Source organism: Mycobacterium sp. NGS22 (assembly GCF_059813095.1).
On sequence record NZ_JCALDY010000048.1, the window covers coordinates 1 to 20401 of the forward strand.

Annotated in this window: 21 protein-coding genes; 16 read left to right on the forward strand and 5 right to left on the reverse strand. The window is 66.8% G+C overall.

What is annotated here, in order from left to right:
• The 16 genes from kdpB to AC5Y47_RS24900 form a co-directional block, all read left to right on the forward strand.
• Positions 1-1406: potassium-transporting ATPase subunit KdpB (gene kdpB / locus AC5Y47_RS24825; protein WP_499946904.1), on the forward strand; the 1406-nt coding region annotated here is incomplete at its 5' end.
• 1 nt (position 1407) lies between these two features.
• The gene (locus AC5Y47_RS24830) at positions 1408-2325 is read left to right on the forward strand and encodes a potassium-transporting ATPase subunit C (RefSeq protein ID WP_499946905.1); all 918 of its coding nucleotides are present in this window, start codon (positions 1408-1410) and stop codon (positions 2323-2325) included.
• 8 nt (positions 2326-2333) lie between these two features.
• Positions 2334-4877, forward strand: a complete 2544-nt coding sequence (locus AC5Y47_RS24835) for a DUF4118 domain-containing protein (protein WP_499946906.1) — start codon at positions 2334-2336, stop codon at positions 4875-4877.
• Positions 4874-5554, forward strand: coding sequence for a response regulator (locus AC5Y47_RS24840; RefSeq protein ID WP_499946907.1), 681 nt, complete (start codon positions 4874-4876; stop codon positions 5552-5554). The genes AC5Y47_RS24835 and AC5Y47_RS24840 overlap by 4 nt, the downstream gene beginning before the upstream one ends.
• A 191-nt stretch (positions 5555-5745) precedes the next feature.
• A complete protein-coding gene (locus tag AC5Y47_RS24845; RefSeq protein WP_499946909.1) occupies positions 5746-5967 on the forward strand; it encodes a hypothetical protein in 222 nt (73 codons plus the stop codon).
• A gap of 78 nt (positions 5968-6045) precedes the next feature.
• Positions 6046-6912, forward strand: a complete 867-nt coding sequence (locus AC5Y47_RS24850; protein ID WP_499946910.1) for an ABC transporter permease — start codon at positions 6046-6048, stop codon at positions 6910-6912.
• Positions 6913-6914: 2 nt separating this feature from the next.
• The gene (locus tag AC5Y47_RS24855; RefSeq protein ID WP_499946911.1) at positions 6915-7772 is read left to right on the forward strand and encodes an ABC transporter permease; all 858 of its coding nucleotides are present in this window, start codon (positions 6915-6917) and stop codon (positions 7770-7772) included.
• Between the two features lie 2 nt (positions 7773-7774).
• Positions 7775-9295: an MCE family protein gene (locus AC5Y47_RS24860; protein ID WP_499946912.1), complete on the forward strand. Its 1521-nt coding sequence runs from the start codon at positions 7775-7777 to the stop codon at positions 9293-9295.
• A complete protein-coding gene (locus AC5Y47_RS24865; protein ID WP_499946913.1) occupies positions 9292-10359 on the forward strand; it encodes an MCE family protein in 1068 nt (355 codons plus the stop codon). The genes AC5Y47_RS24860 and AC5Y47_RS24865 overlap by 4 nt, the downstream gene beginning before the upstream one ends.
• Before the next feature lie 5 nt (positions 10360-10364).
• A complete protein-coding gene (locus AC5Y47_RS24870) occupies positions 10365-11390 on the forward strand; it encodes an MCE family protein (protein ID WP_499946914.1) in 1026 nt (341 codons plus the stop codon).
• Complete coding sequence (locus AC5Y47_RS24875) at positions 11387-12505, forward strand: MCE family protein (protein ID WP_499946915.1); 1119 nt, start codon at positions 11387-11389, stop codon at positions 12503-12505. The genes AC5Y47_RS24870 and AC5Y47_RS24875 overlap by 4 nt, the downstream gene beginning before the upstream one ends.
• On the forward strand, positions 12502-13617 hold the full coding sequence (locus AC5Y47_RS24880) for an MlaD family protein (protein ID WP_499946916.1): 1116 nt from the start codon (positions 12502-12504) through the stop codon (positions 13615-13617). The genes AC5Y47_RS24875 and AC5Y47_RS24880 overlap by 4 nt, the downstream gene beginning before the upstream one ends.
• The gene (locus tag AC5Y47_RS24885; protein ID WP_499946917.1) at positions 13617-14897 is read left to right on the forward strand and encodes an MlaD family protein; all 1281 of its coding nucleotides are present in this window, start codon (positions 13617-13619) and stop codon (positions 14895-14897) included. The genes AC5Y47_RS24880 and AC5Y47_RS24885 overlap by 1 nt, the downstream gene beginning before the upstream one ends.
• Positions 14898-14965: 68 nt before the next feature.
• A complete protein-coding gene (locus tag AC5Y47_RS24890; protein WP_499946924.1) occupies positions 14966-15703 on the forward strand; it encodes an Rv1363c family protein in 738 nt (245 codons plus the stop codon).
• A 16-nt stretch (positions 15704-15719) separates the two neighbouring features.
• The gene (locus AC5Y47_RS24895; RefSeq protein ID WP_499946918.1) at positions 15720-16493 is read left to right on the forward strand and encodes an Rv1363c family protein; all 774 of its coding nucleotides are present in this window, start codon (positions 15720-15722) and stop codon (positions 16491-16493) included.
• A gap of 14 nt (positions 16494-16507) precedes the next feature.
• The gene (locus AC5Y47_RS24900) at positions 16508-17305 is read left to right on the forward strand and encodes a DUF3298 domain-containing protein (RefSeq protein WP_499946925.1); all 798 of its coding nucleotides are present in this window, start codon (positions 16508-16510) and stop codon (positions 17303-17305) included.
• Between the two features lie 6 nt (positions 17306-17311).
• Here the strand turns inward: AC5Y47_RS24900 and AC5Y47_RS24905 are convergent, their stop codons facing one another.
• The 5 genes from AC5Y47_RS24905 to AC5Y47_RS24925 form a co-directional block, all read right to left on the reverse strand.
• Positions 17312-17725: a hypothetical protein gene (locus AC5Y47_RS24905; protein WP_499946919.1), complete on the reverse strand. Its 414-nt coding sequence runs from the start codon at positions 17723-17725 to the stop codon at positions 17312-17314.
• 47 nt (positions 17726-17772) lie between these two features.
• Positions 17773-18777 (reverse strand): Ppx/GppA phosphatase family protein, encoded by a 1005-nt coding sequence (locus AC5Y47_RS24910; RefSeq protein WP_499946920.1) that lies wholly within the window; start codon positions 18775-18777, stop codon positions 17773-17775.
• The gene (locus AC5Y47_RS24915; RefSeq protein WP_499946921.1) at positions 18768-19256 is read right to left on the reverse strand and encodes a DUF501 domain-containing protein; all 489 of its coding nucleotides are present in this window, start codon (positions 19254-19256) and stop codon (positions 18768-18770) included. The genes AC5Y47_RS24910 and AC5Y47_RS24915 overlap by 10 nt, the downstream gene beginning before the upstream one ends.
• Positions 19249-19923 carry an FtsB family cell division protein gene (locus tag AC5Y47_RS24920; protein ID WP_499946922.1) on the reverse strand — a complete coding sequence of 225 codons (675 nt, stop codon included), beginning with the start codon at positions 19921-19923 and terminating at the stop codon, positions 19249-19251. Before AC5Y47_RS24920 ends, AC5Y47_RS24915 begins: the two co-directional genes overlap by 8 nt.
• A gap of 2 nt (positions 19924-19925) precedes the next feature.
• Positions 19926-20401: enolase C-terminal domain-like protein (locus AC5Y47_RS24925; RefSeq protein ID WP_499946923.1), on the reverse strand; the 476-nt coding region annotated here is incomplete at its 5' end.

Here is a 20401-nt window from a genome sequence, read left to right on the forward strand (position 1 = left end):
TCGCCGTGGCCACGCTGCAGCCACTGGCGATCTACTCGAAGGTCAACAACCCCGGAGTGCCCGACACCCACGCCCTCAACGGCGACGGCATCAGCGGCATCGTGCTGGTGGCACTGCTGGTGTGCCTCATCCCCACCACCATCGGGGCGCTGCTGTCGGCCATCGGTATCGCCGGCATGGACCGGCTCGTGCAACGCAACGTACTCGCCATGTCCGGGCGCGCGGTCGAGGCGGCCGGCGACGTCAACACCCTGCTGCTGGACAAGACCGGCACCATCACCCTCGGCAATCGCGAAGCGTCGGAATTCATTCCGATCGGCGTCACCCCGGCTGAACTGGCCGACGCGGCCCAGCTGTCCAGCCTGGCCGACGAGACCCCCGAGGGCCGCTCGGTCGTCGTCCACGCCAAGACGGCGTACGGGCTGCGCGCGCGGACACCCGGAGAACTCGCCGACGCATCCTGGGTCGAATTCACCGCCACGACAAGGATGTCGGGCGTCGACCTGGACGGACGGCAGTTGCGTAAGGGCGCGGCCGGCTCGGTGACACAGTGGATCCGCGCGCACGGCGGTGACGTTCCCGACGAGCTCGGCGTGATCGTCGACGGCATCTCCGCCGCTGGCGGCACCCCGCTGGTGGTGGGCTGCGTCACCCCGGCAGCGCCTCGGGTGCTGGGCGTCATCCACCTCAAAGACGTTGTCAAGCAAGGGATGCGGCACCGATTCGAGGCGATGCGGCTGATGGGCATCCGCACGGTGATGATCACCGGGGACAACCCGTTGACCGCCAAGGCGATCGCCGAGGAAGCCGGAGTCGACGACTTTTTGGCCGAGGCCACGCCCGAGGACAAGTTGATGCTGATCAAGCGCGAGCAGCAAGGCGGGCGACTGGTGGCCATGACCGGGGACGGCACCAACGACGCCCCGGCGCTCGCCCAGGCCGACGTCGGGGTCGCGATGAACACCGGCACATCGGCGGCCAAAGAGGCCGGAAACATGGTGGATCTGGACTCCGACCCCACCAAACTCATCGAAATCGTGGAGATCGGCAAACAGTTGCTGATCACCCGCGGAGCACTGACCACGTTCTCGATCGCCAACGACATCGCCAAGTATTTCGCGATCATCCCGGCGATGTTCGTCGCGTTGTTCCCCGGCCTGGACCTGCTCAACGTGATGCGGTTGCACAGCCCGCAATCGGCGATCCTGTCCGCCGTCATCTTCAACGCGCTCGTCATCGTCGCGCTCATCCCGCTGGCACTGCGCGGTGTTCGGTACACACCGAGCCAGGCCTCGAAGTTGTTGAGCCGCAACCTGTACCGCTACGGACTCGGCGGCATCATCGCACCGTTCGTCGGGATCAAACTCATCGACCTGCTCGTCCGACTTTTGCCCGGGATCGCCTGAGATGGACATCGCCTTTCGCCAACACCTGGCTGCGCTGCGGGCGCTGCTCGTGTTCACCGTGATACTCGGTATCGGCTACCCGGTACTCGTCTGGCTGGTGGCGTTCCTTCCGGGGTTGCACACCAACGCCGAAGGCTCGATCCTGCACGCCGGCGGCAGGACGGTCGGCAGCATGCTGATCGGCCAACGGTTCACCGACGCCGACGGCAACCCCATGCCGCGCTATTTCCAGACCCGCCCGTCGGCCGCCGGCGCCGGATACGACCCGATGTCGAGCGGTGGCAGCAACCTGGGACCGGAGAGCGTGGTCGACACCCTCGCAGACCCGGCCAAGCTGGCTGCCGGTGCCAGTGTGGCAGATGCCGGATTCAAGCCCAGTCTGCTCACCCTCGTGTGCTCGCGCAGTGCGGCCATAGGGCGACTCGAAGGCGTCGACGGGTCGCGCCCGTTCTGCACCGGCGCCGGAGTTGGTGCGGTGCTGGCCGTGCTGGGCCCCCGCGACGAGCGCGGTGACATCCTCCGGCCGACCCGCGTGGTCAGTGTCAACGAACCCTGCGCGACCACCAAACAGCCCTTCCTGGACAGCTACCGGGGTGCCCGGGTCGAGTGCGCCGTCTCCGGCGAGGACTACCGTACTGGCCTGATCGTGCCCATTCGCGGCGTCGCACCGAGCGCGCCGGCGATCCCCGCCGACGCCGTCACGGCCAGCGGCAGCGGCCTGGACCCGGACATCTCCCCGGCGTACGCCGAGCTCCAGGTGGCCCGGGTGGCCAGGGCGAGGAACGTGGGGCCGGACCAGATTCGCGCCGTCGTGCAGCAGTATCGCAGCGACCGCACGCTGGGCATCTTCGGTGAACCCACCGTCAACGTCGTCGGACTCAACCTTGCGCTGGACCGAAGGTATCCGGCCGCGAGCTAGCCGCGAAGGTGGATGATGTTGGGGTGAGCGAGCCGGAGCACCGTGCCAAGCGCGGTGAGTTGCGCATCTACCTCGGTGCCGCGCCCGGCGTGGGCAAGACGTTCGCGATGTTGGGCGAGGCGCACCGCCGTCTGGAACGCGGCACCGACGTGGTCGCCGCCGTCGTCGAAACCCACGGACGCGCGAAAACCGCTGAGCTGCTTGCCGACATCGAGATTATCGCGCCGCGCTACGTCGACTACCGCGGCGGCAGTTTCCCCGAGCTCGACGTGCCGGCGGTCCTCGAGCGCCGCCCGCAGGTGGTGCTGGTCGACGAACTCGCCCACACCAATACCCCCGGCAGCAAGAACGACAAGCGCTGGCAAGACGTCGAGGAGCTGCTCGACGCCGGGATCACCGTGATCTCCACCGTCAACATCCAGCATCTGGAGAGCCTCAACGACGTGGTCGCCCAGATCACCGGCATCGAACAGCAGGAGACGATACCGGACTCGATCGTGCGGCAGGCCGCCCAGGTGGAGCTGATCGACATCACCCCGGAAGCGTTGCGGCGCAGGATGTCTCACGGAAACGTCTACGCCTCGGAGAAGATCGACGCCGCGCTGTCGAACTATTTCCGGCGCGGAAACCTCACTGCGCTACGGGAATTGGCGCTGCTGTGGCTGGCCGACCAGGTCGACACCGCGCTGGCCAAGTATCGTGCAGAGAACAAGATCACCGACACGTGGGAGGCCCGCGAACGCGTGGTCGTCGCCGTCACCGGCGGCGCCGAATCAGAGACGTTGGTGCGACGCGCATCTCGGATCGCCTCCAAGTCCAGCGCCGAGCTGATGGTGGTGCACGTGTTGCGCGGTGACGGACTGGCCGGCCTGTCCGAGGCCCGGATGGGCAAGATCCGGGTACTGGCCAGCAGTCTGGACGCCTCGCTGCACACCGTGGTCGGCGACGACGTTGTCGACGCGCTGCTCGAGTTCGCCCGCGAGATCAACGCCACCCAACTGGTGATCGGCACGTCCCGCAGGTCGCGGTGGGCACGCCTGTTCGACGAGGGCATCGGCGCGGCGATCGTGCAGCGCTCCGGCAAGATCGACGTCCACATCGTCACGCACCAGGAAACCAAACGCGCTGCCCGACACTCGTTCTCGCCGCAGCAGCGACGGCCGGCCGCCTGGCTGGCGGCCGGACTCATCCCGTCGGCGATCTGCGCCGTGACCGTCACCGTGCTGGATCCCTATCTGGACACCGGCGGGGAGAGCGCGTTGTTCTTCGTCGGGGTGCTGTCGGTGGGCCTGTTGGGAGGCGTTGCCCCGGCGGTACTTTCGGCGGTGCTGTCCGGGGTGCTGCTGAACTACTTTCTGATCCCGCCGCGGCACAGCTTCACCATCGCCGAACCCAACAGCGCGGTAACCGAACTGGTGTTGCTACTGATCGCGGTGGCGGTCGCGGTGCTGGTCGACGGTGCGGCCAAACGGGCCCGCGAGGCCCGCCTCGCGTCCCAGGAGGCCGAACTGCTGACCCTGTTCGCCGGTTCGGTGCTGCGCGGGGCGGATCTGGAAACCCTGCTCGAACGAATACGCGAGACCTACTCCCAGCGCGCCGTCAGCATGCTGCGTGAACAATCCGAGCGCAGCCACGTCGTCGCCTCGGTCGGCAAAGACCCCTGCACCACAGTGGATTCCGCGGATACAGCGATCGAAATCGGCGACGACGAGTTCTGGATGCTGATGGCCGGCCGCAAGCTGGCGGCGCGGGATCGGCGGGTGCTGGGCGCGGTGGCCAAGCAGGCGGCCGGCCTGGTCCGTCAGCGTGAACTCACCGAAGAGGCCCGCCGCACCGAAGCCATCGTGCGGGCCGACGAACTGCGCCGCTCACTGCTCTCGGCGGTCAGCCACGACCTGCGCACCCCACTGGCGGCGGCCAAGGTCTCGGTGTCCAGCTTGCGTGCCGCCGACATCGCGTTCTCTCCCGAGGACACCGCCGAATTGCTGGCCACCATCGAGGAATCCATCGACCAGCTCACCGCACTGGTGGGCAACTTGCTGGACTCCTCGCGACTGGCCGCCGGGGTGGTGCGACCCGAGGTGCAGCGGGTTTATCTCGAGGAAGTGGTGCAGCGCGCACTGGTCAGCATCGGCAAGGGCGCCACCGGTTTCTACCGATCCGCCATCGACCGCGTCAAGGTCGACGTCGGCGACGCGGTGGCGCTGGCCGATGCCGGGCTGCTCGAGCGGGTGATGGCCAACCTGATCGACAACGCGCTGCGCTATGCACCGGACTGTGTGGTCCGGGTCAACGCGGGCCACGTCGGCGATCGGGTGCTGGTCAACGTCATCGACGAGGGCCCGGGTATCTCGGCGGGCGCCGAGGAGCAGATGTTCGAAGCGTTTCAGCGTCTCGGCGATCACGACAACACCACCGGCGTGGGCCTTGGCATGTCGGTCGCGCGCGGCTTCGTGGAGGCGATGGGCGGGGTGATCGCGGCCGGTGACACGCCCGGCGGCGGACTCACGGTCGTGGTGGACCTGCCGGCGCCGTCGGGGCCCGCCGCATGACCCGCGTGCTGGTGATCGACGACGAACCGCACATCCTGCGTGCGCTGCGCATCAACCTGACGGTGCGCGGATACGAGGTGATCACCGCGTCGACCGGTGCCGGCGCGCTGCGCGCCGCCGCCGAACATCCGCCCGACGTGGTGATCCTGGACCTCGGGCTGCCCGACATCTCCGGTATCGACGTGCTCGCCGGCCTGCGCGGCTGGCTCAACGCACCGGTCATCGTGCTCTCCGCGCGCACCGACTCGGCCGACAAGGTGCAAGCCCTCGATGCCGGCGCCGACGACTACGTCACCAAACCCTTTGGCATGGACGAGTTCCTGGCCAGACTGCGCGCGGCGGTGCGGCGCAACGCCGCGGCTTCGGAAGTCGAACAACCGGTGGTCGAGACCGACGCGTTCACCGTGGACCTGGCCGCCAAGAAGGTGACCAAGAACGGCGCCGAGGTGCACCTGACGCCGACCGAGTGGGGCATGCTCGAGGTGCTGGTGCGCAACCGGGGCAAGCTGGTAGGGCGCGAGGAACTGCTCAAGGAAGTGTGGGGCCCGGCGTATGCGACCGAAACCCATTACCTGCGGGTGTATCTGGCGCAGTTGCGGCGCAAGCTCGAGGACGACCCGTCGCACCCCAAGCACCTGTTGACCGAATCGGGCATGGGCTACCGCTTCGAGGCGTGACCGCGACCCGGGCGAACGGTCCGGCGGAATCGGTATTTACATAGTCGCCCCCCGAAGAGGGCCGGCGAGCTACCCCGGATGCAGTTCCGCACGGACCGCCCCGGCAGACCGTCGCGATGAGCCGAATCAGGTTGCCCACCGGTGGGGCGACCGAGTCGATTGAATCCTTTCGGTTGGACAACAATTCGCCAGTGCAGTCGGACATCGTCGCCGGCGCAAGTGGTCCGGCAGTTGCGGCCGAACCCCGTTATCTGCGTGGATATTTGGCGCAATCGCGGCGCCGGCCCGAGCACGACCCGTCGCAGCCCGAACACCTGCTGACCGAGTCGGGTACGGGTTACCGCGTCGAGGCCTGCGATGGGCGGTTCGCGGTCGACGAGCCGACGAGCACGTGCAGTCAGAATTCCCGTTAACAATTGCTGGCTGCGAACTAGGACCGACTGCTATCGTGCTTGCACGCAAGTCCTGGGCACTGCCGGCTGGGGGGATTCTTGAGCGCTTTCGTCGAACTGTCCGAGCGAGGTGGCGAACGTTCGGCCATCCGCGAGGTCATCGACTGGTTCCGCCGCTATCTCGTCAATCACCCACTGTTGTCGCTGAACACCGTCGGCAAACAGTTCGTGTTGGGGATTCGGGCCGTCCAGTATCTGTTCGTCGATCTGGTGACTCGCAAGTTTATGGTCGGAGAGTTCATCGAGCAGGCCTGGTTCATGACCAGCACGGCATTCACCCCCACTGTGCTGGTGACAATCCCGATCGGCGTCACCTTGTCGATCCAGTTCAGTTTGCTGGCCGGACAAGTCGGCGCGGCCTCGCTGTCCGGCGCCGCCGACGGGCTGGTGATCATCCGGCAGGGCGCGCCGCTCGTGGCGGCGCTGATCATGGCGGCTGCGGTGGGCTCCGCGGTCTGCGCGGACCTGGGCGCCAGGACCATGCGCGAAGAGATCGCGGCGATGGAGGTGATGGGCGTCTCGCCGCTGCGGCGCATGGTGGTTCCCCGACTGGCGGCGGTCATCCTGATCGGCATTGCGCTGACCGGTACGACGATGTTCGTCGGCTACCTCGCGGGCTACGTGTTCAACGTCTATATGCAGAACGGCGCCCCGGGCTCGTTCATCGCCACGTTCTCCTCGTTCGCCAGCGTCGAGGATCTGGTGTTGGCCATGCTCAAAGCGGTGGTCTACGGGGTGATCGTGGCAGTCGTCGCCTGCCAGAAGGGTCTCGACACCCGCGGCGGGCCCGCCGGCGTGGCGAACTCGGTGAACGCGGCGGTGGTCGAGTCGGTGCTGCTGCTGATGATCGTCAACGTCCTCATGAGCCAGCTGTGGCTGCTCATCTTCCCCAGACAGACCCTGTAGCGATGGCTGCGCCTGCGACGCACAAGGTCCCGCTCACCACCTCGCTGAAGCGGGCCGGCGGCGCAATGACCAGCGGGATCGGCCGGGCCGGCCACATGGTCTATTTCTTCGGCAAGATCCTGACCTCGATCCCGGGCACGATGAAGGACTTCCGGCGGGAGATGTTGCGACTGCTGGCCGACATCTCCTGGGGGAACGGATCGATCGTCGTCGGCGGCGGCACGGTCAATGTCGCGGCGGTGCTGGGAATTACGGCCGGTGCGCTGGTTGCCGTCGAAGGCTATAACGCGCTGAATCTGCTCGGTCTGGGACCCGCGACGGGACTGATCTCGTCGTTCGCCACCACGCGCGAACTCGCGCCGGTCATGATCGCCATGGCGTTCATCGCCCAGGCGGGATGCCGGTTCACCGCGCAACTGGGCGCGATGCGAATCAACGACGAAATCGACGCCATGGAGGTGCTCGGCCTGGACTCGGTGGGCTATCTGGTCGTCACCCGGGTCACCGCGTCCGTCATCGCGGTCATTCCGTTGTTCCTGACCGCCCTGGGTTTGACCTACCTGACCAGCCAGCTGGTCAGCATGGCCAACGGCCAAGCCCCCGGGTCATACCTGCACTATTTCTCGGTGGGCCTGAGCGGCCGCGACGTGATCTATGCGTCCATCAAGGCCGTCATCTTCGTCTTCATCTCCTCGACGATGCAGTGCTATTACGGCTACTTCGCCACCGGCGGTCCCGCCGGCGTCGGGATAGCCGCGGGTCGGGCCATGCGATCGAGTCTGACCGTCGTGATCATCGCGAACATGTTGCTGACCATGGCGCTGTGGGGCGTCGAGTCCGGGGCCAGGTTCGGGGGGTAGCGATGCCAAACTCCTACGACTTCGACCCCCGCAGCCCGTCCAACCGCAGCCTTGTCCTCGTCGGCGTGTGCATGACGATCGTCACGGCTCTGATCGCGGCGGCAATGGTGGCCAAGTCGAAAGGCACCTTCGACAACCTGGTGCGCGTGGACGTCGAGCTGGTCAACATCGGCGACGGGCTGCCGGAACGCTCCGACGTGAAGTTCCGCGGGGTGCTGGTCGGAATGGTGGCCGCCATCACCCCGTCCCGGAACGGAAAACCCAATATCGTCCACGTCGACCTCAAGCCGGGATACGCCTCCGGCATCCCCAACACCGTCACCGCACGGGTGGTGCCCGCCAACCTGTTCGCGGTGTCGGCGGTCCAACTCATCGACAACGGCAAGGGCTCGGCGTCGCTGCGGGACGGCTCGGTGGTGCGCGAGGACAAATCCCTGCCGACGGTGTTGTTCCAGAACGTGCTGGCAAAGCTGCACGACCTGCTGTTCGACGTCGCGCAGAACCCCAACGACCACACCGTCGGGATCCTGCAAGCACTGAGCGAGGCGACCCACGGCCGCGGCCAGCAACTGACCGACGCCGGACACGATCTGAACGAGATTCTGGCGGAGCTGAACACGGTGGTCACCGCCGACGCCGCAGCGCCATCCACGCTGTCGGCCTTGACCGCGGCCGCGGCAGGCCTGCGCCGCGCCTCCCCCGAACTCTTCGACGCGTTGGACAGCTCGATCCGGCCGATGCGGACCTTCGCCGAGAAGCGGGTGCAGTTGACCGACTTCCTTACCGGGGGTCTGGGCACCGTCGGCACGCTCGGCGATGCCTTCGATCATCAGACCGACCGGCTGATCACCATCAGCACCGAGCTGACCCCGGCAATCGGTGTGCTCGGCGATCACGCCACCGACTTCCACGGCATAGCCACCCGGATGAAAGTCTTCGCCAACAAGCTGTACGACGAGGGCTGGGACCCCGAGAGCAACTTGCTGACGGTCAAGGCCATCGTCGCGCTCACCCCGAGCCGGCGCTACGTCCGCGCCGACTGCCCCCGCTACGGGGCGCTTGCCGGCCCGAGCTGCTTCACGGCGCCGGAAGTCCCGACGGCGCCTGACCTGTCTCCGGCGTTGGGGTCGAGGGGCGCCACTCTCCCGCCAGGGGTGACCGAGAACCGCCCCAACGTGACCCCACCGCGCCACTCGATGCCGGGAGATCCGCAAGGGCCTCCGGCACCCGCACCGGGACCCCGGCAATTGCCGCCGCTGCCACCCGGTTCCGCACAGCTCGGCGGCGGTCCCGGCTCGCCGCCGGCCCCCGAAGCCCCGCCGCCGGCACCGGGTTTCCCCGCCGAGGGGGCGTCGCCGGCCTTCGGCGGCACTGTCGGCCCGGTCGGCAGCCGGCAGGAGAAGGATCAGCTGGGCCGCATCGTCGGGGGCGGACCGGCCAATGCGACCGTCGTGCTGTTGTTGGGCCCGGTGGCGCGCGACTCGACCGTCCACCTCACGTCGGATCTGCGAGGCGGCCAATGAGATACCGAAAGCCGTTGATAGGCACCGCGATCTTCCTGACCTTCGCAGTGACCGTGACCTGGATGGTGTTCGGCACCATGCGGCGCGAGGTGTCCGGTGACACGAACACCTACACGGCGATTTTCAACGATGTCTCCGGAATGCATGCCGGCGACGACGTCCGGGTGGCCGGCGTCCGGGTAGGCCGGGTGGACAAGCTCGATCTGGTCGGCAACTCGGCCAAGGTCACGTTCCGGGTGCAGCGCAATCAGGTCCTCTATACCGACACGATCGCGTCGGTGACCTACCAGAACATCATCGGGCAGCGCTACCTGGGGCTGTCACCGGGTCAGGACCGCAACCACAGGCCGCTGCGGGACGGCGGCCAGATTCCCCGGGAACACACCAACTCGTCATTGAACATCACCTACGTGCTCAACGGTTTCGAGCCGCTGTTCACCCAGTTGGATCCGAAGCAGGTGGACAACCTGACCAACGCGATTATCCAAGCGTTTCAAGGGGATTCGGGCTCGATCCTGACGTTGACCGTTCAGACCTCGACGCTGGCGGAAACGCTGGCCGGACCCGATCAGGTCCTCGGCGATCTGATCGGCAACCTCAACAGCCTCACGGACAGCCTGGCCGCGCAGAACACCAACCTCCAGACGATGATCCGCGAATCCCGCGGTGTGATGGCCGAATTGGCGGCCCGCCGCCAGGAACTGGTCGTGTCGGTCGGATCGGTCAACTCCACCACCGGCCGGCTGGCGACCATCGTCAACAACATCACTCCCGACCTGGAGGAATTCGTCAGCCGCGAACCGGGTCTGCTCGACTACAGCCTGCACGGTCCGGGGCATCAGCGGATGGCCTACATGGCGGCCAACATTCCGGCTCTGCTCAAGGCGCTTGCCCGCGGCACCCAGGCGGGCAGCTACATCAACGGCTATGCGTGCGACATCGATTTCAGCCTGTGGCGCGGCCTGTTCCACTGGTTCCGCGCATTCGTGGCCTCGGCTACCCCGGGCGACGGCGTTACCCCGGGTTACCTCAACAAGATCAAGCACTCACCGATATGCAGGTAGCCGCGATGTTCGATCGATTCAAACGGCCCATCGAGTCCTACAACAAGACCTGGCTGGGGGTGATCGGACTGACCGTTACCGCCATCCTGATGGGCGGGTTGGTGCTGTTCGGAGCCCTCGATGTGGGCAAGACCAGCTACCGGGGTGAGTTCGCCCAGTCCGCGCAGCTCGGCAAGGGCAATCAGGTCACCATCGCAGGCATCCAGGTCGGCACCGTCGAGGGTGTCAAACTCGCCGGCGACCACGTGGTGGTCACGTTCAACGTCCGCCACGACGTCCATCTGGGTGCCGACACGCAAGCCAGCATCAACATGACCACGATCCTGGGGTCGCGTTATCTTGCGCTGTCCCCGGCCGGCGCCGGCGAGCTGAGCGATCACACCATCCGGTTGGCCAACACCGAAGTTCCCTTCGATCTGCAGCGGACGCTGGAAGGCGCGACAAGCACCTTCGAGGCCCTGGACGCCGAGCGCGTCGTCGAATCGGTGAAGTCGCTCAACCAGAACCTGCAGGGACTGCCCGATGCCCTACCGGAGGCCCTGGAAAACCTGCAGTCGCTGGCCACCGTCATCTCCGACCGGCGCGATCAACTGGGCACCCTGCTGAGCAGCGCCGAGACGCTGACGACGATGCTGCGAAACCAGAAGGCCGATCTCGGGGTGCTGGTGTTGCAGGGCCGTGACCTGCTGGCCGAGATCGCCACTCGGCGCGCCGCGGTGCAGCGGTTGTTCGCCAGCGCCACCACCCTCGTCGACCGGGCAAAGACCATCCTGGCCGACGAACCGGCACTGAACCAGCTGATCGCCAATGCGCGCGAGTTCACCGCGATGATCAACAGCCACGACGCGTTGGTGCGCAACATCTTGCAGTCGATGCCCATCACCGTCCGCAACCTCGCCAACACCACTGGCAGCGGCAACGCCCTCGACCTCAACCTGCCGACCGGTGTGCTCGTCGACTCCTGGATGTGTGCGCTCAGCGGGCGCGCCCGGCAGTTCAGCCTGGTCGAGTACTTCAAGGACTGCGCATGAGCCGCCGGGTCAAGATCATCGTCGCCGCAACGGCAGCCGCGGTGGTGCTCGTAGCCGTCGTGGCGATCGCCGTGTTTCAACGCGTGGTGCACCCGCAGATGACGGTGACCGCGCACTTCGAGGACACGGTCGGGCTTTACGTCGGCAACGACGTCTCGGTCCTGGGGATGCCCGTGGGGAAGGTGACCAGCATCGCGGCCAAGGACAGCTACGTGCAGGTCGGACTCTCGATCGACCCGAGCATCGACATTCCGGCCGACGTGCAGGCGGTGACGCTGTCGAACTCGGTCCTGACCGACCGCCACGTCGAGCTCACCCCGCCCTACCGCGGCGGGCCGAAGCTGAAGAACGGCGACGTGCTGGGCCTGGGCCGCACCCGCACCCCGGTGGAAATCGACCGGACCCTGGCGATGATCGACAAACTGGGCAGCGCCCTGCGCGCGGACGACAACGGTCAGGGTCCGCTCGGGGACCTGGTCAACCTCGGCTCCCAGATCACCTCCCGCAACGGGGCCGACATCAAAGCGACCCTCGCGAAGTTGTCCCAGGCGCTGCGGGTGGGTGCCGACAAGGGCGCGCACAGCAAGAAGGACATTCAGGCGATCGTGAACAGCATGTCCGTGTTGGTTCAAGCGGCCGCCGACAACGACACCGCGATTCGCCAATTCGGGTCCAACCTGCACCAACTCAGCGACATTCTGGCCGAGGAGAACCTCGGCTCGGGCACCACCGGTGCGAAGCTCAACCAGATCCTCGCCGAAGCGACCCGACTGCTCGAGGGTCACCGCGAAGAACTCACGAGCACGTTCGTCGATATGCGGACCATCACCGGGACGATCAACGATCACCAGCGGGACCTGGCCGAAACCCTCGACGTCGGGCCGCTGACCGTCGACAACCTCTACAACATCATCGACCCCGTCGGGGGCAGCGCCCGCGTGCACGCATTGGCCGACAAGCTCGTGATCAACGGTCAGTTCGGTAAAGAGCTCTGCAACCTGCTGGGGCTCAAACAGCTGGGATGCGCCACCGGAACGCTGCGGGACTACTCGCCGGATTTCGGTCTGGGCAAGATGCTCGACCTGATGGGTGACGGGATCGTGGGTACGCCATGAGGTGCGCGACGGGTGTTCGCCGCAGCTGCCGGGTCGGCCTGCTTGTCGTGCTGGTGACGTTGTTGGCCGGGTGTGGCCTGGACCTGAGCGCACTGCCGTTGCCTGCCCCGACCGGTAGCGGCAAAAGCTATCGGCTGATGGCGGTCTTCTCCAATGCGCTGAACCTGCCGACCAAGGCAAAGGTGCGGCTGCTCGGCGCCGACATCGGTGAGGTCGAATCCATCGACGCCAAGGACTTCACCGCCCAGGTGCGCATGCGCATCAACGCCAATGTCCCGCTGAATGTCGGTGCCACCGCCGAACTGCGCCAGGCCACCCCCCTCGGCGATGTCTTCTTGCAGCTCAGACCCGGTCCGGACCAGGGGGCCAACGCACCCCGGCTACGCGACGGCGACACCATCGGGCTGACTGCCACCACCGCCGCCCCGACGGTGGAAGACCTGCTCAACTCGATGGCGTTGCTGGTCAACGGCGGCGCTGCGCGGCACCTGATGTCGATCGCCAACGGCGCGGGCAAAGCAGTGGGCGGGCGTGGCGAGAAGGTCCGTGCGCTGCTGGACCACAGCAAAACGCTGCTGTCCCGGTTGACGGCCCGCTCGGCGCAGCTGGATGCCGCGCTGCGCCGGACATCCGAGCTGGCCGCCACCGTGTCGGCGCGCCGGGCGACCATCGACACAGCGCTGGTGGCCGGCGCGCCGGCGCTGGCCGTCATCTCCGACAACACCACCCGGATCGCCGACCTGGCCGACGGCATGGCACGCATCACCCGTCAGCTGTCCCGGTTCCCGTCCATCCAGGGCACGGACACGCGCAGCCTGGTCGCGGACCTGAACGCACTGGCCGGCTCGTTCAACGACATCGCCGTCGACCCCGATCTGTCGCTGTATCCGTTCAACCGGCTGATCGGGGTGTTGATGCACTCCTTCAACTCACCTGCGCTACACGTCGACGCGCAGGTCGCGAAGCTGTCGTTGGCACCGTGGCCCGACCTGAACTATCCCGGTGACCCCGGATTCCGCTGGTCGGACGGCACCGACTGGCACCTGATGATCGGCAGCATTCGATACGAGTGGAACCTGCTGCTGGACAAGATCTACGGGCCGGAGCGGTGATGACGGTGATGACCAGGTCACGCAATCCGCTGGAGTGGTCCGCCCGACACGGGGTGGACCTGGTCAAAGCGGTGGCCAAACGGCGGATCGTGATGTCGATTGTCGGTCTGGGGCTCATCACCGTGATCGCGCTCGCCTACATCACGCTGGGCAGCCTGGGTGTCAACCCGGTGAGCCGGAAGATCTCGGTGCGGGTGTCGCTGCCGGAGTCGGGCGGCCTGCTCGTCAACCAGGACGTCACCCTGCGCGGCATTCCGATCGGCCGCGTCACCGCGATCAACCTCACCGAACACGGGGTGGAGGCGGTGGCCTCCATCGACGCCCACAACCGGATCCCGCGGGATTCTCTGGTGCGGGTATCGGGCCTGTCGGCCGCAGGTGAGCAATACCTGGACTTCCGCCCGCAACACGGTGGCGGACCGTTCCTGACCGACGGCGCAGTGATCGGCCGGCAGCAGACCGCGATCCCCGTCTCGCTGCCGCGCATCATCGACGACAGCCGGGGCGCACTGGCACAGCTGGAGCCCAAGCAGCTGCGGGCTCTCTTCGGCGAACTGCGAGTCAGCCCCGACGGGCCGAACAAGCTGGCGGCCATCTTCGACGGCGCCATCTTCTTGTCCTCCACCCTGGACGGCGTGCTGCCGCAGACCGTGAGCCTGCTACGCAACACCCAGCTGGTGTTCGGCACCCTCGGCGACGTCTCGCCGGGTCTGCGGGGAACCTCGGTCGACCTGCAGAACGTCCTGGGCGGTGTGAACAAGATGGACGGCGGGTTCCGGACACTCGTCGATCGGGGAGCGGGCCAGCTGGCCGACGTCGACAACCTGATCAACGACAACCGCCACACCGTGGTGCAGTTGCTGGGGAACCTGACCACGCTCTCGCAGCTGCTCTACCTCCGGGTCCCCGCGCTGCAGGATCTGTGGCGGCCCGACCACGAGTCCCTGCTCGAACGGCTGACCACCGTCGCGCACGACAAAGGGCTCTGGCTGATCGCAGACCTCTACCCCAAATACAGCTGCGACTACAACCTGCCCACCGGGGTGCTGTCACAACCCGACTTCCCCGAACCGTACCGCTACACCTACTGCAACAACCCGGATCCGTCGGTGCTGGTCCGAGGTGCCCGCAACGCGCCCCGCCCGCCCGGAGACGACACCGCCGGACCCCCACCGGGATACGATCCGACGGCAGTAACCGACGTCACTCCGGTCTATCCCCCGTACACCCTGCCCACCACATTCGGGGGGCCGTCCATGCCGGCATGGATACCGAACTAGAGCCATGTGGAGCCACGGTGCGTAAGCAAACCTCAACGAGAACGGTTTTCGACCAGCTTGCCGACGGGCTGGACGAACCGGATGAGCCGGTCGACCTCGTCAAGCCGGACAGCACATCACCCGGGACCGGGGACGACGGTGATGCTCCGGTCGCCGAGGACGGCGACGGCGATGCTTCGGTCGCCGACGGCGACGGCGATGCTTCGGTCGCCGAGGACGGCGACGAGTGCTCGAACGAGGAAGGCGAGGGGGCGGAGGACGGCGAGGACGGCGAGGACGGCGAGGACGGTGATCGGGCCGAAGCCGTCGCCGGTAAGGCGCCCGGACGTCGGCGCCGGCGCGTCATCGCCGCTCTGATCGGGGCCCTGCTGGTCGCGGCATTGGGGTGTTCGGGCTATCTGGGTTGGCGGGTCAAGCAACTCGACGACACCGCCGCCGCCGGTCAGGCGGCGCTCGAGGCCGCGCGCAATTACGCCGTCATCTTGACCACGCTGGACACGAAGGACATCGACAAGAGCTACCGACTGGCACTCGACGGCGCCACCGGCGAGTTCAAGGACCAATACAGCCAGGGGTCCGCGCAGCTGCGTCAGATACTCATCGACAACGGCGCGGCGGGCAAGGGCATCGTCGTCGACTCGGCGATCAAATCGGCGACCAAGACCAAAGTCGAGGTACTGCTGTTCGTCGATCAATCGGTCACCAACGCAACACGCCCCAGCCCGCGCATCGATCGCAACCGGGTGATGATGACCATGGAGTTGGTCGACAATCGTTGGCTGGCAAGCAAAGTCGAGATCATCTAGCAGACGACGTGAAGGTATGAGATCTGTGAAAGCCACGGTGGACACCGGCGTTGCCGACCCGGTCGATGAAGACGCGACCGAGGGACCCTCGTCGGAAGCATCGACCGACGCAGATGACGAATCGGCCACGCCGACAGGCAAGGCCGACGTCGAAGACCGAGACGACGACGAAGACGCTCGGTCCTCCGACGGTCGCAGCGGCGGACAGGAAAAGACGAGTCGGCGGCGCGCCGGCCGGGCAGCCTTCGCGCCGTTGCGCCGGGTGCGACTCCCCCGCGGGGCGGGCACCGGAACGCGCCAACGGATCAGAGCAGCGGTGCGCGGCATCGCCGCGGTCGTGCTCGGGGCCGTCCTGGCAGCGGCCGGCTACGCGGGCTGGCTGTTGTATCAGCAGCACCAAACCGACATCGACAGCGCACAGGCACTCGACGCGGCGAAGCAGTACGCCGTCATACTCACCAGCACCGACCCGAACGGGGTCGACAAGAATTTCAACGACATCCTCAACGGGGCCACCGGAGAATTCAAGGAGCAATACACCAGAGCCGGTTCGCTGCTGCGCAAGGCGATGATCGACAACAAGGTCGCGACACACGGCACCGTTCTGGAGTCCGCGGTGAAATCCGCGCGTCCGAACCGGGTCGAAGTCCTGTTGTTCGTCGAGCAGTCGGTCACCAACTCCACGACCCCCCAACCAGGAGTCGAGGTCAACGCCATCACGATCACCATGGAGAAGGTGGGCGACCGGTGGCTGGCCAGCAAAGTCGTACTACCCGGACAAAGGCGCTAGGGGCGGTGAGCGGCATGAAACTGATGGCCAGCCTGATGGCGGTGGCGACACTGGTGGTGACTGCGCCCGTAGCAACGGCGGCCGCCGACCAGTTCTGCGCCGAACTCAACGCGAACTGGGACGGGGCACGGTGCAACACCGTGGTCACCTCGCCGAACAAGGCGGAGCGGTTGATCTCCTTCGACTTGCCCGCACCGATGCTGGACAACCCCACCTCAGGTCCGGCAGTGCGCGGCTTCTACCACAAACTCATGGACGGCTGGCGCCACAGCGGCGCGGAGGCGCCGCGGGACAGCAGCGCGACCGCCGACTACGAACTTTTCGCCGGGCCGGGGTCGGTGCAGTCGTTGATCGTCCACGAGGTCCTCGCACCGTTCGGACTGCAGCCCAACAACGCCTACCGGTCGTTCGTTTTCGATATGGCACAAGGTCGTCGGCTGATGATTGCCGACCTGTTCAAACCGGGCGTCGACCCGTTGGCCGCCATACCGCCGGCCACCGAAGGGGTGCTACCGGCGGCGCTGGACGCCGCCGCGCCACCTCACCCGCCCAACAACTATCCATTCACCGTTGCGGAGTGGACACCCGGCCCCAACGGCCTCGGGTTCACCGGCGGCTACCAGTCTTTCGCGCTGACACCGGATGAGCTGATCCTGTACATGCCCGATGCGCCGATGGTGCAGGGAAATCCCCGCCCCGGCCGATCGTCGACGCTGAATCCGGCGTGGTCGATGGATGGCGGAGCCATCACCATCCACGTGCCGTTGTCTGCGCTCGCCGGTTCGCTGCGCCCGGAATACGGTGGTGCGTAGGCGGATTCAGCCGGTCGTGTAGGTCGACCATAGGCAGTACCGGCGCGCGGCCAACAGATGGCTCCTCGCCGTGTTGAGGTCGGCCGTCAACCAGAGCTCGTCGGAACCTTCCTGCAGGTAACGCCGATCGTGATCGAGTTTGGCGGCCAAGATGTCCGACCAGTTGCGCAGGTTCACCGCGGTAACGCCCGGCACCGTGTACAACGGCTGCGCGGCCTGACGGATCTGGCTTCCCAGGCCCGGCGGCGTATACCCTTGCGGCTCAACCTGATCGAACACCGCTTCGAGCTGATCGCCCGCCGGCATGATGGTGTCGCAGTCCGGGTCGTGCGCCGAGGCCAGCGGCGCCGTCAGTAGGCAGACCACCGTTGCAGCGACGGCCTGAGCCGAAAGCAGAAATCGTCCGGTTCTGCTGAACATGTCAATGACTCTATAAGCCCCGCGAGCAGACGCAAAAGCCCCTGAAATCAGGGATTTCTGGGGGCTTTTGTGTCTGCTCGCGCAAGCGGGAGGTCTGCTCGCGCAACGAGGGAGAGCACGATGCCGTCAAGGATGTCGTGCTCGCTGACGATCAACTCCGAGATGCCGGCCCGCTCCTGCAGTTCGCGCGCCAGCTCCCGCACTACGATCGCACCGCCGCCGATCACGTCCACCCGGCCCTCGTGCATGGGCCCCAGCGCAGCGCGTTGCGCGCGCGTCATACCGATCAGCCGGTCGCACACATCCACCAGCCTGCCGATCGGCACCCGCGAAAGATGAATGGCCGCAGCGTCATACACCGTCATCTCGTGGGCCAGCGCCGACAGCGTGGTAAAAGTACCGGCCAGCCCCACCCAGGTCCGGGCGCCCTCGACGGGCACCACACGCAGCGCGTCCTCGAGTCGCTCCCGCACCACATCCCGCGCCGCCGCCACCTCGGCCGGTGCAGGCGGGTCCGAGCGCAGGCAGCGTTCGGTCAGCCGGACGCAACCGATGTCCGCCGAGTAACCCGCCACGACCTCGTCGGCAGCCCTACCCAGCACGATCTCGGTCGATCCCCCGCCCAGATCCACGACCACGAAAGGTGCTCCGGCACTGTCCAATTCACCGACAGCGCCGCTAAATGACAGCGCAGCCTCCTCGGCGCCGGTGATGACCTCGGCGACCGAGCCCGGGATAACCGCGCCCAGCACGGCGGCCGTCATCGCGAAGAACACGTCGCGGTTGCCGGCGTCACGGGTGGCCGACGTCGCAACCATCCGCACCCGCTGCACATCGTGCTGCGCAAGCAATCCGGCGTAGTCGGACAGCGCCGCTTCGGTGCGGGCGATGGCCTCCGGTGCGAATTGACCGGTGGCGTCCACACCTTGACCCAGTCGCACGATCCGCATTTCGCGGTGCACGTCGCGCAGTCGTCCGTCAGCGACGTCGGCGATCAGCAGACGTATCGAGTTGGTACCGCAGTCGATCGCGGCAACACGCGTCATCCCCATTGTCTCCCAACCAAAGCGGCCGTGCCCGGCTCGGCGGCCAACAGCGCCAGGGCCTCGTCGCCGAACGGGTTGACACCGGGTCCCTTGGCCAGCGAATGCGCGATCAGCACGTGCAGGCACTTGACCCGGTCCGGCATACCGCCGCCGGAAAACGTGGTCCCCAACGGTTCGATGGCGTCCCGCTCGGTCAAATAGGACTCGTGTGCCCGACGGTACGCGGCCGCCAATTCCGCGTCGTGGCCCAGGCGCTCGGTCATCTCGCGCATGAGTCCGGTGGTCTCGAGTCTGCTCGCGGCTGCTGTCAGCGCCGGGTGCGTCAAGTAGTACAGCGTCGGAAAGGGCGTTCCGTCAGGCAATTTGGGCGCCGTTTTCACGACTCCCGGGGTGCCGTCGGGGCACCGGTAGGCGATCTCGAGCACTCCGCGCGGCTCGCGGCCCAGCTGTCGCGCTACCGCGTCCAGGTCCGCACGCTCAACCACCGGGGGCCGTCGGAGCGGGTTCGGGCGTCGGAGCAGCGGTCGGTGGCAGGTGCGGCGCGTCGGCGATGGTGTGCCACAGCGAGGTGTACCAGGGTTCGTTCTTGGCCTGCCCGCCCCCTTCGCTACCCGGTTGCGGCACCGCCCCCGCCGACGGTGGGAGCTGAACCTGGAACGGAATGTCGCCGGGTTTGACGAATCCGAGCCGTTCACGTGCCTGGGCCGCGATATAGGCCGGGTCGGACAGTTGGCCCTTGCGCTGCTCCAAATCCTTTATCTGACCGCGCAACGCGGCCTCGGTGGCCGACAGTTGCGCCATCTCGGTGCGCTGCGAGAAGTACGTGCGCACCGGCCCGGCGATGGTCAGCGTCAGCACACACACCACCGCGGCCAGGATCGCGGCACGCCGCGCGGTGAAACCGAGCCGCTGATCCGACCGCTGCTCGACGGACTCGGTGAACGACCGCTTGAGCGGCTCGACGACGTGCTCCTGCAGCGAGCGGGTGCTGCGGCTTTCGTCGGGCGCAGTCTGCGCGGGTTTGGAGACCGGCTTCGAAAGCGGCTTGCCGGTCTTGCTGGAGCTGGTGGAACGACGGCCCCGGCCCGAGTCGCCGGCCTTCCCCGGGCGCGATGCCGGGGAACGACGTTTCGGGTCGGACTTGGCGGCCAAGACTACTTCGGATCCACACCGAATCGCGGGAACGCCAGGTCACCGGCGTAGCGGGCGGCGTCACCCAACGCATCCTCGATGCGCAACAGCTGGTTGTACTTGGCGACGCGCTCGCTGCGGGCCGGCGCACCCGTCTTGATCTGTCCGCTGCCGACCGCCACCGCCAGGTCGGCGATCGTGGTGTCCTCGGTCTCGCCGCTGCGATGGCTCATCATCGTGCGGTATCCGCTGTGGTGGGCCAACGCGACCGCGTCCAGCGTCTCGGTGAGCGTGCCGATCTGATTCACCTTGACCAGCAACGCATTTGCCACGCCCCGCTCGATGCCTTCTTCGAGGCGTTCGGGATTGGTGACGAACAGGTCGTCGCCCACGATCTGCACCCGGTCCCCGATGCCTGCCGTCAGTGCGGTCCAGCCGTCCCAATCGTCCTCGGACAGCGGGTCTTCGATGGACACCAGCGGATAGCTGGCGAGCAGGT

Bases quoted from the DNA above. Each gene is read 5' to 3' on its own strand.
- AC5Y47_RS24830 (WP_499946905.1), top strand. From the start codon at position 1,408: ATGGACATCGCCTTTCGCCAACACCTGGCTGCGCTGCGGGCGCTGCTC.
- AC5Y47_RS24840 (WP_499946907.1), top strand. From the start codon at position 4,874: ATGACCCGCGTGCTGGTGATCGACGACGAACCGCACATCCTGCGTGCG.
- AC5Y47_RS24855 (WP_499946911.1), top strand. From the start codon at position 6,915: ATGGCTGCGCCTGCGACGCACAAGGTCCCGCTCACCACCTCGCTGAAG.
- AC5Y47_RS24860 (WP_499946912.1), top strand. From the start codon at position 7,775: ATGCCAAACTCCTACGACTTCGACCCCCGCAGCCCGTCCAACCGCAGC.
- AC5Y47_RS24865 (WP_499946913.1), top strand. From the start codon at position 9,292: ATGAGATACCGAAAGCCGTTGATAGGCACCGCGATCTTCCTGACCTTC.
- AC5Y47_RS24870 (WP_499946914.1), top strand. From the start codon at position 10,365: ATGTTCGATCGATTCAAACGGCCCATCGAGTCCTACAACAAGACCTGG.
- AC5Y47_RS24875 (WP_499946915.1), top strand. From the start codon at position 11,387: ATGAGCCGCCGGGTCAAGATCATCGTCGCCGCAACGGCAGCCGCGGTG.
- AC5Y47_RS24880 (WP_499946916.1), top strand. From the start codon at position 12,502: ATGAGGTGCGCGACGGGTGTTCGCCGCAGCTGCCGGGTCGGCCTGCTT.
- AC5Y47_RS24885 (WP_499946917.1), top strand. From the start codon at position 13,617: ATGACGGTGATGACCAGGTCACGCAATCCGCTGGAGTGGTCCGCCCGA.
- AC5Y47_RS24895 (WP_499946918.1), top strand. From the start codon at position 15,720: ATGAGATCTGTGAAAGCCACGGTGGACACCGGCGTTGCCGACCCGGTC.
- AC5Y47_RS24900 (WP_499946925.1), top strand. From the start codon at position 16,508: ATGAAACTGATGGCCAGCCTGATGGCGGTGGCGACACTGGTGGTGACT.
- AC5Y47_RS24905 (WP_499946919.1), bottom strand. From the start codon at position 17,725: ATGTTCAGCAGAACCGGACGATTTCTGCTTTCGGCTCAGGCCGTCGCT.
- AC5Y47_RS24910 (WP_499946920.1), bottom strand. From the start codon at position 18,777: ATGGGGATGACGCGTGTTGCCGCGATCGACTGCGGTACCAACTCGATA.